The sequence below is a fragment of the Streptomyces sp. NBC_01445 genome (assembly GCF_035918235.1).
Lineage (GTDB): Bacteria > Actinomycetota > Actinomycetes > Streptomycetales > Streptomycetaceae > Streptomyces.
In genome coordinates this window covers 654,177-670,181 of the sequence record NZ_CP109485.1, presented here as the reverse complement: position 1 = coordinate 670,181, position 16,005 = coordinate 654,177, and the positions used below count along the sequence as shown (strand labels likewise).

Sequence of the window (16,005 nt, the reverse complement as noted above, 5' to 3'; positions counted from 1 at the left end):
CTTCGAGCTCTCTGCCCTGGCACTTACCTCGGCTGCGCGGTGGTTTGCTGTTCCGGCTCGTATTCACCGGGAAACATGTGACCGACGACGAGCGAGTGGTACCGGAACGATTGCCGCCCGGAGCAATGGCCCCCTGCGGCTGATGACGAACCCGTGAGTGATCCTGTCGAGTTTCGTGACGACGCCCCCGGTCGGCGACCGGGGGCGTGTGTCGGGCTGCGCTCGCCGTGGCGCGCGTGTGTGTGAGGGGTTCCGGTAACTGTCGCCTTGGCGGGCCGCACCCCCGGGGGGAGCGGGAGCGGTGCGTGCCGACATGCATCCCGGCCATCCGTCTGCGGTCGGGAAGCGCCCTACCCCGTCAGGACTCCGTGAGGGTGTCCGCCGGGCGCAGGACTCGCGCGAGGAACTCCCGGGTGCGTGGGTGGCTGGGGTTGCCGAGGACCTCGTCGGGGCTTCCCTGTTCGACGATGACGCCGTCGTCCATGAAGACGACACGGTCGGCCACTTCCCGGGCGAAGCCCATTTCGTGGGTCACGACCATCATCGTCATTCCGTCGTCCGCGAGGCCGCGCATGACGGCGAGGACGTCTCCGACGAGTTCCGGGTCGAGCGCGCTCGTGGGCTCGTCGAACAGCATCAGCTCGGGGCCCATCGACAAGGCGCGGGCGATGGCCACCCGTTGCTGCTGACCGCCCGACAGTTGCGAGGGGTAGCTGCCTTGCTTGTCGGCGAGTCCGACGCGGGCCAGGTTCTGTCGGGCCACCTGTACCGCTTCGGTCTTGTCCCGGCCCAGCACCCGGCGCTGTGCGATCGTCAGGTTGTCCAGGACGCTCAAGTGCGCGAAGAGATTGAACTGTTGGAAGACCATCCCGATACGTCGACGCAGCCGGTCGATGTCCACATCCGGGTCGGTGATGTCGGTTCCGGCGATGAGGACGTGGCCCTGAGTGGGCTGTTCGAGCAGGTTGGTGCAGCGCAGCAACGTCGATTTGCCCGACCCGGAAGGGCCGATGACGCACACCACCTCGCCTGTGTCGACAGTGAAGTCGATGCCGCGCAGGACCTCGAGGTCACCGAAGGACTTATGGAGCGCGCGGATCTCGATCGCCCGGGTCGGCGTGGGCGCGGACGTGTCCGCTGCGGTGGTGGCATTCGTCATGCCCGTCCCCTTGTCTTCTCTCGTGGTGCCGGAGGGCTCGCTGGCGCTCATCGCCTACCGCGCCTTCGCATGGCCCGCCTCCAGACGGCGTACCACGTAGCCCAGCGGGACGGTGATCAGGAGGTAGCAGAGACCGGCCACGAAAATGGGTGTGGTGTTGGCGGTCTCGCTGGCCAAGTCCCGTCCGAACTTGGTGAGTTCGCGGGTTTGCAAGGAGACGCCCAGGAACAGCACGAGTGACGAGTCCTTGAAGAGAAGGACCAGTTCGTTGGTGAGGGGCGGCACGATGACGCGGAAGGCCTGGGGGATGACGATCGACCACATGGCCCTCGCGTGGGACATGCCCAGCGTGCGTGCGGCCTCCATCTGGCCGCGGGGCACGGCCTGGATGCCGGCCCTGATGGTCTCCGCCATGTACGCGGCGGCTACGAGGCCCAGGGCCACGGCGACCTGACCGTACGCGCCGCCGGGGATGGCAAGACCGGGGAACGCCAGGGGGACGCCGACCCCGATGAAGATGAAGATCAGCAGGGCGGGCAGTCCGCGGAACACCTCGATGTACAGCGAGGCGAGCCAGCGGTAGGGGGCGACCGAGGAGAGCCGCATGAGGGCGATGACCAGGCCGAGTACGAGGCCCACACCGAATCCGGACAGGGTGTACGCCACCGTGTTGGCCAGCGCCACCGTCAGTAGATCCGGGAACATCCGCTTGGCCACGGACAGTTCGAGGAACTGCTGCTGCAACTGGTGCCAGTCGGCCAGTACAGCGACAGCGATCACCGCGCCGGCCAGGACGACGTACTGCGCACCGCGGAGCATGCTGCGCCGCCGACGCGGGGAGAGGCGCGGGCGCGCGGCCGGCTGGGCCGGGGCCTTCCCCGCGACGGGTGCGTGAGAGGAGGTCACTGGGACGCGGCCTCCGCAGGCATCGGGCCGATCCACTTCTCGTACAGCTTCTTGTACGTGCCGTCCTGCTTGGCCTTCTTGATGGCCTTGTCGATGGCGGCGAGGAGCTTGGCGTTGCCCCCCTTGCGTACGGCGAAGCCGTACTTCTCACCCGTCTGAACGGTACCCGTGACGCTGAACTTAGCGGCGTTGGCAGGGTCCTTGAGCCAGTTCTGGACCACCGGGTAGTCCTGAATCACGACGTCCACCTGACCGGTGCGCAGTCCGTTCAGCTCGGCGTCCGAGCTCTCGAACGACTTCGAGTCGATGCCGCCGGCGTGCGCGGTGTCCTCGCCGGTGGTGGCCGACTGCGACCCCAGTTTGATCTTGCCGCTCTTGATGGCGTCCAGCGACTTCGCCTTGACGCCCTTACGGGCCAACAGTGCCTGGTTGGCGTCGAAGTAGGGGGTCGAGAAGTCGAGGTGCTGCTTGCGCTCGGGGGTGATCGTCATGCCCGCGGCGGCCACGTCGCAGACCCCTGCGTTGAGGTCCGCGCCCGTCTTGATCGTCTCGAACGACTTGTCCACGATCTCCTGCTTCAGACCGAGGTCGTCGGCGACCAGATCGATCAGGTCGACGTCGAAGCCGACGATCTTCTTCCCCTTCTCCGACTGGAACGGCGCGTACGGGAGATGCGTACACGTCGTCAACTGGCCGGATTTGACCAGCTTCACGCCGCCGGCCGTCGTGGTGGCCTGTTCCTTGCTGCAGGCGGTGGCCGACAGGGCGAGCGCGGCGGCGAGCACGAGCGGGGTGGAGCAGCGGACGAGTCTTCCGTGAGGGCTCACTTGACTTCCCTTGGGCATGGAGAATCGCAACTTCCGTTGGACAGGGAGAAGTTGACCTGGAATGGGACGGGCACCCGTCGGGTGCCCGCGCAGCCGTGACCACGGGCCACCGGGGGGACAGGCCCAAGCGGAGCTCCGACTGCGGTGGGCACACCCTGCATCAGCGCGAACACGAAAGTCCAGGGCTGTCACCAGCCACTCCGGAAGCCTTCACATTTTCGATCTTGAGTGGTGCGTGTCGCGCGCGGGACGCCTTATCGGCTGCCTGAGCCCACGGTCATCGACCGCGTCGTCCGAGGGATGACGTGCACATGCCTTGACGGGTGGTCTCGACCACAAGCACCGTTACGGGAGAGCCGTTCTTCGTCCGGTGGGGGGCATGTGAACAGCAGACTGTTCGGCGTGGGCGCGGTGTTGTCCGTTCTCGCCGTCGTGGGAGGCCTGTCGGTACCGGCCTCGTCGGCGCCCGTCCCAAGGTCGGCCGGCGCATTGCCGCTCGGCCCCGCCGACCTGCCCGAGACGCGGACGACGCAGCAGCTCCAGCCCGGAGTCACCCTCACCCGTATCGTGCGCGGAGCCGACGCCCCGGCGCTCGGGTGGACGGTCGAGGTCTCCATCCCCGGCGGTGCCGGCTCGCCGGATCCCGATGCGCCACCAGCAGCGCTCAACGACCGCGCGAGCGCCGACGAACTGGTCGCCCACCTGCGCGAAGACGGCTTCGAGGCGCGCGCCGAGGAGGTCACCACACCAGCGACGGCGGACTTCGCGGGCGGCACGCTCGGATGGCGCGTCCGGGTCGGGGAGTTCGGGTCGCAGTCCGCGGCCACGGCCGAGCGCACCCGGCTTTCGACGGTCGGATTCACCGGTGCCGCCGTGTATCGCGGGTGGGACGGGGAGCCCACGGACCGGGGCCCGTGGCGGATCGACGTCCTCACCATCGATCCGCACCGTTTCCGCGGCGCGCTGAGAGCGTCGTACGGGCCGGATCTCGAGAACCGTGAGAAGACCAGTCAGCTCGTGGCCGCGGCCGGGGCGACCGCAGGCGTCAACGCCGGGTTCTTCGTGCTCGACCCGAACGCCGGTGCCCCCGGCGATCCGGCCGGTATCGGTGTATACGACGGCCGGCTGTTGAGCGAACCGGTGGGCACGCGCCCCTCCCTCGTGATCCAGGACTCCGGGAGGCGGACGGGCATCGCCCGGCTCACCTGGCAGGGCAAGCTGGCCGGCCGGGGCGCCTCGATTCCGCTGGACGGGATCAACCGCGTCCCCGGCCTGATCAGGAACTGTGGCGGCACCGCCGACGACACGCCCACCTCGCTGCCGCTGCACGACACGACCTGCAAGGACGACGACGAACTCGTCGCCTTTACCGCCGAGTTCAGCCAGAAGACCCCGAGCGGCGAAGGAATTGAGGCCGTACTCGACCGCCACGGACGGGTACTTGAGGTGCGATCGCCGCGAGGTGGGTCGCTACCGGAAGGCGGCAGCTCTGTACAGGCGACCGGTCGCTACGTCTCCCGACTGGCCGAACTGGCGCAGACCGGGCGCCAGTTGCGGATCCAGGCCGTGTTGAAGGACGCCGACGGGCGCACCGTCTCCCCGTCCACCGGCACCAGCATCCTCAATGGCGGCCCCGAACTCGTCCGGGACGGCCGTGCACACATCACCGTGGCGGCCGACGGCATGGTCCAGCCCGGTAACCCGAGCTTCTATTACGGCTGGGTGCACAAGCGCAATCCGCGCACGCTGGCCGGAGTCGACGCCGCCGGACGGACCGTCCTCGTCACGGCCGACGGACGCAGCACGGGCGCGCTCGGACTCAGCATCCCGGAGAGCGCCGCGGTCGCGAAGGCACTGGGCCTGCGCGACGCGATCAATCTCGACGGCGGCGGGTCCACCACCATGGTCGCCGACGGGCGCGTGATCAACGCCCCGTCCGACGCGACCGGCGAACGCCCGGTCGGAGACGCCCTGTTGGTCCTCCCCGGCCGAGACTGATCCCACCGACAGGAGCCTCCATGACCGCCGCCTCGATCCGCCGCGCCAGATGCCTCCTGCTCCTCCTGGCCGTCCTGCTGCTCGCCCTGACGCCGAACGCACCGTCCGTGGCCGCCGCTCCAGCCCGTGGCGCCGAGGTCGTCGCCGTCACCCAGGTCGCCGACCGCCAGGTGGACCTGTCCGTACGCTCCCCGGCTCTCGGCGGCCGGACCGTCAAGGTCCGTCTTCTCACGCCCGACGGCTGGAACCTGGACGACCGCCGCCGGCACTGGCCGACCCTGTGGCTGCTGCACGGCTGCTGCGGCGACTACACATCGTGGACGAGCCGGACCGACGTCGCACGCGTCGACAGCCTGCGCGACGTCCTCGTGGTCATGCCGGAGGCCGGCTGGAACGGCTGGTACAGCGACTGGTGGAACTACGGGCAGGGTGGCGACCCCGCCTGGGAGACGTTCCACACCAAGGAGTTGCGCCGGCTTCTTGAACACGACTGGGGAGCGGGACCGCGTCGCGTGGTGGCCGGACTGTCCATGGGAGGGCAGGGCGCGCTGATGTACGCGGCCCGCCACCCGGGCATGTTCAAGGCGGCAGCGGCGTACTCCGGATCCGTGCACCCCTTGCTGAACGACGAGTCGGTGAACCGCATCATGGGCTTCTTCGCGGGCCAGGGCGACGACCCGCGCCGGGTCTGGGGCGACCCCGTGGCGCAGCGGGATGTGTGGGCCGCTCATGATCCGTACTACCTGGCCGAGCGGCTCAAGCCGATCCCCGTGTACCTGTCGTGCGGCGACGGCACCGCCGGCCCGCTGGACCCGCCGGGTGCCACGAACGCCCTCGAAGCCGACTTCGACCGGCAGAACCACGCCCTGGCGGGCGCGCTCGAAAAGGCGGGCGCCCGCCATGTGACGACCAACTTCTACGGGCCGGGGACCCACAGCTGGCCGTACTGGGAGCGAGAACTGCACGCCTCGCTGCCGATGCTCCTGGGGGCGTTGCGGGTCCCGAGCTGATGTGACGCGCGGCGGGCGCGGGGGTGGGGGCGGAAGGAGCGGGTTCCGGGCCGTGTCATCATTCAATGACATCGTCTGATGACAAGAACGGGAACCCTCCCTTGCAGCCCTCCATACCGGCGTCTGCGCACACCTCCGTCGCAACGGCTCCGACACCGGCACTTCGGCATCCGCGGGCCCTCGTGCCCGTCCTCGTCTCGCTCGGCATGCTCGTCGCCGTGGTCAGCAGCCTCGGCGCACCGCTCATCCCGACCATCGCGGCCGAGGACCACGTCGCCGCCTCCACCGCACAGTGGGCGCTGACGCTGACGATGCTGGTCGGAGCCATCGCCACACCGGTCATGGGGCGCCTCGGCGACGGCCCGCACCGCAAGAACGTGATCCTCACGGGTCTCGCCGTGGTCCTGGTGGGCAGTTTCCTGGCGGCCCTGCCCCTCGGGCTGACCTGCCTTCTCCTGGGCCGGGCGCTGCAGGGCGTCGGCATGGGCCTCGTCCCGCTCGCCATCGCCACCGCCCGTGACGCACTTCCTCCGGAGCGGGCACGGTCTGCGGTGGCGACCCTCTCCCTGACCACCGCCGCGGGCATCGGCCTCGGCTATCCGATCACCGGACTGTTCGCCCAGTACCTCGGCATGTACGCAGGATTCTGGTTCGCGGCCGCCACGGCCGCCGCCGCGTTCATCGCCACCGTGATCGTCGTGCCCGCGGCGCCGAGCCGCCCCACCACCCCGATGGACTTTCCCGGCGCCCTGCTGCTCGCCGGCGGCATGGCGGCACTCCTGGTGACGCTTGCCGAGGGGGAGCGGTGGGGCTGGGGATCCGCGCCGCTGCTCGCGCTCGCCGTCGCGGCCGTCGTCCTGCTCGCCGGGTGGGTACTGCACTCGATGCATTCCACGCATCCGCTGGTGCGCGTACGGCTCATCAAGGATCGCGGCGTACTCGTCGCCAACCTGACCACGATGGTGGGGGGCGTCGGCACCTACCTGCTGATCGCCCTGGTCACCCGATACGTCCAGACACCCGAGTCCGCGGGATACGGCTTCGGCTCGTCCATCGTCGTCACCGGCCTGCTCCTCGTGCCGTTCTCCGCGGCCAGCCTCGTCACCGGCCGCCTCGTGCGGATGCTCGGCGCAGCGGCGACGCCCGCCCGCATGCTGCCGCTGGGCTGTCTGCTCTCCCTCGCCGGCCTGGTCTGTTTCCTGCTCGCCCGCTCCAGCCTGTGGGGCATCGGCACGATGATGGCGCTCGCCGGACTCGGCGTGGGCGTCACCTTCGCGGTCACGCCCGGCCTGATCGTCGGCGGGGTGCCCGCGCAGGAGACGGGCAGTGCGATGAGTTTCAATCAGGTCATGAAGTACATCGGGTACTCGACCGGCAGCGCGCTCAGCGCGGTCATCCTCCAGGCCGCCACCGACCCCGGCGCGGCGCTGCCGGCCAACGACGGATACCGCAACGCGGGCCTCGCCGGCTGCGCCGCCTTCGTGATCACCGGCATTCTCGCCGTGGTACTCACCCGGACCGGCACCCGGCTGCGCCCCTCCGTGGTCGCGGCGGGGCAGACCACGCCGGTCGCCAAGGGGGAGCAGGCGCGCCCCGAGCCGATCCGCCCATGAGCGCGGAGGCCGCGGGCCCGCGCCGGAACTCCGCCCGCACCCGCGAGGCGCTGCTGCGGGCGGCGACCGAACTCTTCTCCGAGCGAGGCTACGACCGCACGACCATCCGCGAGATCGGCGAGCGGGCCGGCGTGGACCCGGCCCTGATCGCGCGCTACTTCGGCAGCAAGCCCCTGCTGTATGTCGAGGTGCTGCGCGCCGAACACGGCGACACCGCGCCGGACGACCTGCTCACGGAGCCGCGCCTGCGCGAGGTCGCCGAGCGGGCGGAGCGGCGCGGTCCGGTCCCTCTGCTGAGAGTCGCTGTCCAGCCGCTGAGTGACGGGGCCGCGCAGGACGCCACCCGCGCGGCCCTGCGCGCCCGGCTCGTGGATCCGCTGCGGGCACGCTTCGCCCGGGAGGGCAGGGACCGGCCCGGGCTGCGGGCCGACGTGCTGGTGGCGGCGGTCGCCGGGGTGTTGCTCGCCCGCCATTCCGGGGCGTTCGAGGACCTCGCCGAGGCAGACGTGGATGAGGTCGTCGACGTACTGCTGGAGACGTTCGGCGGCGGGGGTCCTGCCGCCGATCGGTGAACGCCGGCAGGACCACCGGTTCACGCGTCCGCGAGCCATTCCAGGGCGGCTACGACGAGTGCTTCCACGCCCGTGCTCAAGGTGGGCTCGACGAGGGGGGCGAAGTGGGGGGAGTGGTTGGCCGGCAGCTCGTCCAGCCGGTCTTCCGCGAGCGCGGTGAGGACCGTTTCGGTGTCCAGGCCGCCCCAGAACCAGAACACGGTGGGCACGCCGAGCACCTCACCGAAGACGCCGACGTCCTCGCTCGCGTTCACCTGAGGCATGGGCATGATCCGCTGCTGCCCGAAGTGCTCCGCGAACGCGGCGACCGTGGTCTGCGTCGCGGCCGGCTCGCTCACGAGCGCCGGAGCGGCGCCGGCCCAGTCGAATTCCGGCGGCTGCTCCGCGCCGCTCGCCTGCGACTCCGCCGTGACGATGCGCTCGATCGCGCTGCGGACCTTGTCGCGGATCGCCGGGGTGAACGTACGGACATTGACCCCCAACTCGGCCTTGTCGGGGATGATGTTGTCCTTTGTACCTGCCTGCAAGCGACCCACCGTCACCACGGCCGTCTCGGCCGGAGGCACCTCCCGCGCGACGATGCCCTGCAGCCGCGTGACCACGTTCGCCGCCATGAGCACCGGGTCGATGGACGCCTCGGGCCGGGATCCGTGGCCGCCGCGACCGTGGAGGGTGATGTTGAGGGAATCCGCAGCAGCCATCACCGGGCCCGTGCCGTAGCCGATGACCCCTGCGGGCAGTGGCCCGACGTGCTGGCCCAGCACGATTTCGGGCTTGGGGAACCGCTCGAACAGTCCGTCATCGACCATCCCGCGCGCGCCGACCGCGAGTTCCTCAGCCGGCTGGAACACAACCAGCAAGGTGCCGCGCCACTGATCACGTGCCTGCGCGAGCAGCATGGCGGCGCCGGTCAGGCATGCGGCGTGCATGTCATGACCGCAGGCGTGCATCACCGGTACGTCACGGCCCTCGCTGTCCACACCACGCGCCTGGCTGGCGTAGGGAAGCCCGGTCTTCTCCTCCACCGGCAGCGCGTCGAAGTCCGCGCGGAGCATGACCACCGGCCCCTCACCGTTGCGCAGCAACCCGACCACGCCGGTGACGCCGATCCCTTCGGCCACCTCGTCGAATCCCGCGTCGCGCAAGCGCTGCGCCAGCAGACCGGCGGTTCGCGTCTCCTGGAGCGAGAGTTCCGGGTTCTGGTGCAGATCCTTGTAGAAGGCGGCGAGTTCATCGCGGATCTCCGGCAGTTGCGCGGTCACCGTCTTCGACATGGCTACCTGACCTTTCCGAGTACCGATGTGCGTACCGTAACTCCGCACACATGTGATGCGCGTCGCCCCCCCGGGGCAGGCGGCGCTGATTGATGTACGTGCCAAGGTGGCTGTGCGGGTGTTGGACGAACTCACCGAACTCGTCGCACGTCCCTGACCTGAGGAACGCGTCCGCCCTGTCAGGGCTTTCAGTCGCCCGTACGGTCCAGGCGGCGGCGTTGCTGTCCGGCGGTGGGTACGTCGAGGGCCTGGCCTCGTGCCACGAGGCGGTCGGCGACCGCCGTGCGGTGCTCAGCGGGCTTGTTGTCGTCGTACTTGAACTTGGCGCGCACCTCGGTGACGTCCAGGCGCAGGCCGCGGATGCCGGACAGCATGCGTCCGTACGGCGGCTGGTCCACGGCGACGAGGGCGTGGTCGCCGTTCGGCTGGAAGTGGGCGAGCTGGCGGCGCAGGAGTTCGGCCTTGGCCTCGGGGGTGTCGACGATGTGGGCGCGGCAGGTGAACTGGACGGCCGCGTAGTAGCTGGTGGGGACGCCGTCGGTGGGCGGCGTGTCGGGCTTGGCGCGCCAGGGGCCGGGGACGAAGGCGTAGTCGCCGATGACGGTGAACGTAACGTTCGGGTCGTTCTCGATCGCCTTCCAGACCGGGTTGGGGCGGGCGAGGTGGATCAGGAGCCGGCTGTTGTCGCTGGTGAAGTGGGTGGGGACGACCATCGGAGCCTGACCGGGGAGGCCGTTGACACTGAGCTGGCCGAAGTCGTGGCCGTCGGCGATCCACGTCTGCCATTCGGCGTCGTCCAGTGCGGCGTCCCAGGGCTGGATGAACACGCTCTGCTCCTTGCGGGGTTGTAGGCCGGTCCAGGGTATTTCGTTTGCGAGAGGTCCATGCGAGAGGTCCAGGTGAGAGCGAGGAGGCCGACGGCGACGGCTGCGGTACCCAGGTCGACGAGCTGGCCGCGGGAGACGCAGAAGACGGGACAGTCGGCGGCGACTTTATGTGGTGGCTCCCGACCGGCCTCGGGTCCGGGTCAGGATTCCGCGCAACTCCGCCTCGGGGAGCTTCGGCCGGCGGTCCGCGGTGAACAGGCCGTTGATCTCCTGCTCGGTGTCGGTGAACTGGGTGAAGCAGAAGCCGGCGAGGCCGGAGTCCACCGCGGCCTGCACCAACCCGGCCAGGCGTTCGGCGAAGTCCTCTTTCGTGCTCACGGTGTCGTAGCCGAACCACTCCGCGCCTTCGGCCGGTTCGAAGGTGGCCCCGCCGAACTCACTCAGTACGACGGGCTGTCCCTGGTGGCGCACGCCGTCCAGGACGAACCGTTTGGCACCGGGCCACTGCTCGACGATCTCGCCCTGCCGCAAGGAGGAGTGCCCGTAACGCTCGCGGAGCACCTGCGCATGCTGCGTGTAGTCGTGCACACCCCAGATGTCGGCGGCGGAGATCTCCCAGCCGTCGTTGGAGACGGCCGGGCGTGACGGGTCGAGGGCCTTGGTCAGGTGGTAGAGGCTGTCCATGAAGTGCCGCTGGGCGGGGACGAGCGCCGGGTTCGGAACGGACCAGGACTCGTTGATCGGAACCCACGCGACGATCGACGGGTGGCTGAGGTCGCGGGAGATCGCCTCGGTCCATTCGCCGACCACCCGCTCGACGGTCTGCGTGCCGAACGTGTACGCCGACGGCATCTCCTCCCAGAGCATCAGCCCCAGCCGGTCGGCCCAGTAGAGGAAGCGGGGATCCTCGATCTTCTGGTGGATGCGCAGCCCGTTGAGGCCGATCGACTTGGCCAGTTCGGCGTCCCGGCGCAACGTGTCTGCCGGGGCCGCCAGATGGGATGCGGGCCAGTAGCCCTGCTGGAGTGCGAAACGCAGGAAGTACGGCTTGTGGTTGAGGAGGAAGACACCGTCGTCCCAGCCGATGTCGCGCAGACCGAGGTAGGACGTGACGCGGTCGACGGGGGTGTCGTCGGCCGCGTCGTTCAGAGTCACGATCGCGTCCACGAGATGGGGTTGCTCGGGGCTCCAGAGCAGGTCGTCGAGGTCCTGAGCGTGCCGAAGGGCCGGCACCGCGACATCGAACTCCGTCTCCTGGCCGTCGGCCAGCGTGCGCTGTTCGGCGAGCACCCGATCGCCTCGGGCGAGGCGCACCGTGACGGTCAACGGGCGTCGCGGCCACTCGCTCAGCCGGATCCGGCAGCGGACGCGGGCGTGCGCGACATCGGGGGTCCAGTGCAGGACCGTGATGTGCTCGTCCGGCACGTCCTCCAGCCATACCGGCTGCCAGATGCCTGAGGTGCGGTGGTACCAGATGACGTGCGGGTCCCGCCGCCAGTCCTGCTTGCCGCGAGGTTGCGTGGCGTCGAGCGGCTGGTCCTCGGCCCGGACCACGACGGTCTGCTCACCGTCCCGGCGGACGGCATCGGTGAGGTCGCAGGAGAAGCCTGTGTGGCCGCCTTCGTGACGTCCTACGAGTTGTCCGTTCACCCACACCTCGGCCCGGTGGTCGACTGCGCCGAAGTGCAACAGCAGGCGCCGGCCCGCTGTCGGCCGGGTGACCTCGATCGTGCGCCGGTACCAGAGCACGGGGTGGAAGGCCGTGTCGCCGACGCCGGAGGCCTCGGACTCGGGCGGGTAGGGCACGGTGATGGTGGCGGTGAAGGGTTCGGTGGTTTCCGGGTCCATCCAGCGCCCGGAGCGGCCGCGGTTCGCGTCGTCGTAGGCGAACTGCCACGGACCGCTCAGGTCACGCCAGCTGGGGTCGCGGACGAGTTGCGGCCTCGGGTGGCCGGCGGCGTCCAGATGGGAGTACGGCATGCGAGAACTCCGGTGGTGTCGTACGGGAGTATGGAGGAAGTGGGCGTCGCCGCGGATCAGTCCGCGGTGGAGCGGAGCCCCACGACCGTGGCGGCGAACGCCAGCGGACCCGACAGCAGCGGAGCCAGCAGCGGAATCGACCATGCGAGGAGCAGGCTCAGGAGTACGGCACCGGCGAGGAGGAGCGAGCCGCGCGGGTCGGCGACGCTGCGGAGGAATCCCTCGCGTGCGGACAGCCGGTGCGGAGCCTCCAGCGCCGTCGCGCGCAGCCCCACGACCATGACGCCCAGCGTGAGCAGCGCCAGCGCGGGTGACATGACGGCCGCTCCGGGCAGCGAACTGCGCAACAGCGCTGCGTCGATCAGCAGGACGAGTGCGAGCAGCGGCGGAACACACCCGGCGGCCAGCACCCGCGCGGTCATGTGTGCGCGCAGGTGAGCGACGTACGTACCGGCCCTGACAGGGAGACCATGGACAGCGCTCTGCCTGAGGGCGGTCGACGCGGCGGTGAATGCGGCGGGTGCCGTGACGACCGGGAGGCAGGCGGCGGTGGTGAGCAGGCCGACCAGGAGCACGTCGGCGAAGAGGGAGAAGCTCGGACCGAAGACCTCGCCGGGCTCCCGGCGATCGCGGCTGTCCCGGCTGGACTTGCTGGACGTGGTCGGCGCGGTGGGCGCGTGGGTCATGGTGGCTCAGCCCTTCAGCCCGGAGGTGGCCATGCCCTGCACCAGATAGCGCTGGAAGACGAAGAAGAACAGCACGATCGGCAGGACCGAGATCACCGACATGGCGAACATGGGCCCGTACGCGGACGTGCTGGACTGGTCGACGAAGCTGCGCAGGGCGAGGGTGATGGTGAACTTCTCCGGCGCGAACAGATAGATCATCTGCGTGAAGAAGTCGTTCCACGTCCAGATGAACGTGAAGATGGCGGTGGTGATCAGCGCGGGCCGGGTCAGGGGGAGCGTGATCGACCAGTACGTGCGGAAGGCGCCGCAGCCGTCGATGCGGGCGGACTCCTCCAGCTCGCGCGGGAGTCCGCGCATGAACTGGACGATCAGGAAGACGAAGAACGCCTCGGTGGCAAGGAACTTCGGCAGGATGAGCGGCCAGTAGGTGTCCACCATGCCGAGCCGGTTGAAGATGATGTACTGCGGGATCAGGACGACGTGGTGCGGCAGCATCAGCGTCGCCACCATGAACGCGAACATCACCTTGCTCATACGGAAGCGCAGCCGGGCGAAGGCATAGGCGGCCAACGAGCAGGACAGGACGTTGCCCACGACGGCGCCGACCGCGATCAGCAGGGTGTTGCCGAGCAGTTGTGTGACGGTGATGCCCGAGACGCCGTCCAGCGCAGTCGTGTAGTTCGACCACTCGAAGTGGCTGGGCCACAGGTCGAGGCTCGTCACCACCTCGTCGGCCGGCTTGAGCGACGTGGCGAGGAGCCAGGCCAGCGGATACAGCAGTACGAGCAGGCAGACGGCCGCGGCCGCCTGCGGCAGCCAGCGTTTCATGGCGATGTTCATCGTCCCTCCTCGTCCGCGTAGAAGACCCAGGACCGGGACGTCCGGAACAGGATCAGGGTGATCGCGGCGATGGCGATCAGCAGCATCCAGGCCATCGCCGCCGCGTAGCCCATGTGCGAGGCGGTGAAGCCGCGTTCATACAGATAGAGCGTGTAGAACATGGTGGAGTCGGCGGGGGCGCCCTTGCCGCCGCTGATGACGAAGGCCGGTGTGAAGACCTGGAAGGAGTTGATGATCTCCAGCACCAGGTTGAAGAAGATGACCGGGGACAGCATCGGCACGGTGATGGAGACGAACTGCCGCCGGCGGCCGGCGCCGTCGAGCGACGCGGCCTCGTAGAGATCGGGCGAGATCTGCTGCAGACCCGCCAGGAAGATCACCATAGGTGCCCCGAACTGCCACACCGTCAGCAGGACGACCACGTACACCGCGAGGTGGGGATTGCCCACCCAGCCGCCCACGTCGATGCCGACCGAGTCGAGAAGCCCGGAAACCGTGCCGCCGTCGTTGAACAGCGCCTTCCACACCAGGGCTATGGACATGCTCGCCCCGAGCAGGGAGGGCGCGTAGAAGGCGGAACGGTAGAAGGCACGGCCGCGGTTGAGGTTCTTGAGGAGCATCGCGACACCGAGGGCGAGGCCGAGCTTCAGCGGGACGGCCACGACGACGTACAGCATCGTGGTGCCGACCGACCGCCAGTAGCGGGGGTCTTCGGTGAGCATCTCCGTGTAGTTGCGCAGGCCCACCCAGTGCGGCGGATCGAACAGGTTGTAGTCCGTGAAGGACAAATACAGGGAGACGGCCATCGGCACGAGGGTCAGGACCAGCGCCCCGAGCATCCACGGGGAGAGGAACACGTAGGCGGGCCACTGCCGTTCACGTACCTGGCGGCGCCGCCGCTTCGGCGCTTGGCGGTCCGTGTCCGGGGCGGGGCGCGAGGGCGCCCTGGTCGACACAGTGCTCATGACCTCAGCTCCCGGTTCGCCTCGTCGATGAGTTCGCGTGCCGCCTGGCGGGGTGTGGCCAGGCCGTACATCACACGCTGGTATTCGCGGGTGAATGCGGTCTGGATCGCGACATCGCCCCGTGGCGGGGCGGTCGGCGGGGCGTCCAGGCCGTACTTCTCCATGGTCTGCGCGTACTCGTAGATCTCCCGCTCGGGGCCCTTGAGCGTCCTGGCGACGCGGGCGGCGATCCTCCGGTTGGGCGGAGTGGACCGGGAGAAGGCGAGGATGTCGCCGACCCGTTGGTCATTGAGGAGGAAGTCGACCAACTGCGCCGCCTCCTTGGGGTGTTCGCTGTCCGCGCTGACGCCGATGAGCATGCTCGGCTTGAAGTACGAGCCCTGGTGGCCGTCGGTCGTGGGGACCGGTGCGAAGTGGACGGAGTCGCCCAGCAGGGCCGGGTAGCTGGGGAACGGTGCGTCCCAGGTGAAGTCGGCGGCGGCGAGATGACGGCCCATCGGGCTCGTCTCGGTGCTGTTGGCCTGCGCCGTGTCCCTGGCCTGAGCGATGGTGCCGTCCTTGCGCAGCCGGTCGCAGAACGTCCAGAACGCGGTGAGGTCGTCCTCGGTGAACCCGAGCTCGGTCTGGCTTGCGTAGAGTTTTCCGCCGCGGCTGCGCAGCCAGGTCTCGAACACGTCCTCGTTGGTCCCGCCGTCATTGGCACCCGCGAAGGGGCGGCCGTCGGGAGACTTCAGTCCCAGGGCGACGATCTTCCTGTTGGCCCTTTCCCAGTCCAGCCACGTCCAACTGGGTTTCGGTGACGGGATGTTGGCCCTCGCGTAGACGGCGGAGTCATAGGCGTAGCCGGTGATGCCGCGGCCCATGGGCAGGGCGTACTGCCCGCCCTTGTACGTGCCGGTGCGCAGGAAGTCCCTGCTCATGTCGGACGTGCGGATCGTCCCGTTCTTGATGGTGTCGTCCAGTGACATCAGCGCGCCCCCGCCCGCGTACTGGGACACCTGCCGGTAGTCGAGCTGAGCCACATCGGGCATGCCGCCGCCGGCCGCCTGCGTGGCCAGTTTCTGCAGGTACGCGCCGAAGTCCCCGCTCGATGTGCGGACGGTGACGCCGGGGTGTTCCTTCTCGAAGAGCCGCACGGCCTGCTCGGTGCGCGCGGCACGGTCGTCGTTGCCCCACCAGGAGAACGTGAGGGTGACGCCGCCGGATGTACTGCCGCTCGCGGTGGCGCAGGCGGTGAGCGTGGAGTTCAGCGCGGCGCTGAGGCCGACGGCGGCCGCGGCCAGGACGGCCCGGCGGGGGAGTGGGCGCCGGCCGCTTCGGGGCTCGGGCATGGGGGGCCTCCCGG

At 69.4% G+C, this 16,005-nt stretch carries 14 protein-coding genes; 4 read left to right on the top strand and 10 right to left on the bottom strand.

All coding sequences use genetic code 11. The features are described from left to right. Positions 1-358: 358 nt before the first annotated feature. The 3 genes from OG574_RS03345 to OG574_RS03335 form a co-directional block, all read right to left on the bottom strand. A complete protein-coding gene (locus OG574_RS03345; protein WP_326771759.1) occupies positions 359-1,159 on the bottom strand; it encodes an amino acid ABC transporter ATP-binding protein in 801 nt (266 codons plus the stop codon). A gap of 54 nt (positions 1,160-1,213) precedes the next feature. Then, complete coding sequence (locus tag OG574_RS03340; protein ID WP_326778352.1) at positions 1,214-1,978, bottom strand: amino acid ABC transporter permease; 765 nt, start codon at positions 1,976-1,978, stop codon at positions 1,214-1,216. Between the two features lie 83 nt (positions 1,979-2,061). Continuing rightward, on the bottom strand, positions 2,062-2,910 hold the full coding sequence (locus OG574_RS03335; RefSeq protein ID WP_398377465.1) for an ABC transporter substrate-binding protein: 849 nt from the start codon (positions 2,908-2,910) through the stop codon (positions 2,062-2,064). Between the two features lie 363 nt (positions 2,911-3,273). Here OG574_RS03335 and OG574_RS03330 point away from each other — a divergent pair, with 363 nt between their 5' ends. The 4 genes from OG574_RS03330 to OG574_RS03315 all read left to right on the top strand — a co-directional run bounded on the left by OG574_RS03330 (position 3,274) and on the right by OG574_RS03315 (position 8,085). Next, positions 3,274-4,890: a phosphodiester glycosidase family protein gene (locus OG574_RS03330; protein WP_326771758.1), complete on the top strand. Its 1,617-nt coding sequence runs from the start codon at positions 3,274-3,276 to the stop codon at positions 4,888-4,890. Between the two features lie 20 nt (positions 4,891-4,910). Further along, entirely contained in the window at positions 4,911-5,900 is a 990-nt protein-coding gene (locus OG574_RS03325) for an alpha/beta hydrolase (RefSeq protein ID WP_326771757.1), read from the top strand. 182 nt (positions 5,901-6,082) lie between these two features. Then, positions 6,083-7,513: an MFS transporter gene (locus OG574_RS03320; RefSeq protein ID WP_326771756.1), complete on the top strand. Its 1,431-nt coding sequence runs from the start codon at positions 6,083-6,085 to the stop codon at positions 7,511-7,513. Beyond that, positions 7,510-8,085, top strand: a complete 576-nt coding sequence (locus OG574_RS03315) for a TetR/AcrR family transcriptional regulator (protein ID WP_326771755.1) — start codon at positions 7,510-7,512, stop codon at positions 8,083-8,085. Before OG574_RS03320 ends, OG574_RS03315 begins: the two co-directional genes overlap by 4 nt. 20 nt (positions 8,086-8,105) lie before the next feature. Here the strand turns inward: OG574_RS03315 and OG574_RS03310 are convergent, their stop codons facing one another. The 7 genes from OG574_RS03310 to OG574_RS03280 form a co-directional block, all read right to left on the bottom strand. Then, positions 8,106-9,359, bottom strand: a complete 1,254-nt coding sequence (locus OG574_RS03310) for an amidohydrolase (protein WP_326771754.1) — start codon at positions 9,357-9,359, stop codon at positions 8,106-8,108. Between the two features lie 188 nt (positions 9,360-9,547). After that, entirely contained in the window at positions 9,548-10,186 is a 639-nt protein-coding gene (locus OG574_RS03305) for an FMN-binding negative transcriptional regulator (RefSeq protein ID WP_326771753.1), read from the bottom strand. A 165-nt stretch (positions 10,187-10,351) separates the two neighbouring features. Next, entirely contained in the window at positions 10,352-12,166 is a 1,815-nt protein-coding gene (locus OG574_RS03300) for a glycoside hydrolase family 2 protein (RefSeq protein WP_326771752.1), read from the bottom strand. Positions 12,167-12,222: 56 nt separating this feature from the next. Next, positions 12,223-12,852: a hypothetical protein gene (locus OG574_RS03295; RefSeq protein ID WP_326771751.1), complete on the bottom strand. Its 630-nt coding sequence runs from the start codon at positions 12,850-12,852 to the stop codon at positions 12,223-12,225. Positions 12,853-12,858: 6 nt separating this feature from the next. Beyond that, positions 12,859-13,695, bottom strand: a complete 837-nt coding sequence (locus OG574_RS03290; protein WP_326771750.1) for a carbohydrate ABC transporter permease — start codon at positions 13,693-13,695, stop codon at positions 12,859-12,861. Next, positions 13,692-14,660, bottom strand: coding sequence for a carbohydrate ABC transporter permease (locus OG574_RS03285; RefSeq protein WP_326771749.1), 969 nt, complete (start codon positions 14,658-14,660; stop codon positions 13,692-13,694). The genes OG574_RS03290 and OG574_RS03285 overlap by 4 nt, the downstream gene beginning before the upstream one ends. Next, complete coding sequence (locus tag OG574_RS03280) at positions 14,657-15,991, bottom strand: ABC transporter substrate-binding protein (RefSeq protein ID WP_326771748.1); 1,335 nt, start codon at positions 15,989-15,991, stop codon at positions 14,657-14,659. Before OG574_RS03280 ends, OG574_RS03285 begins: the two co-directional genes overlap by 4 nt. Positions 15,992-16,005 lie beyond the last annotated feature (14 nt).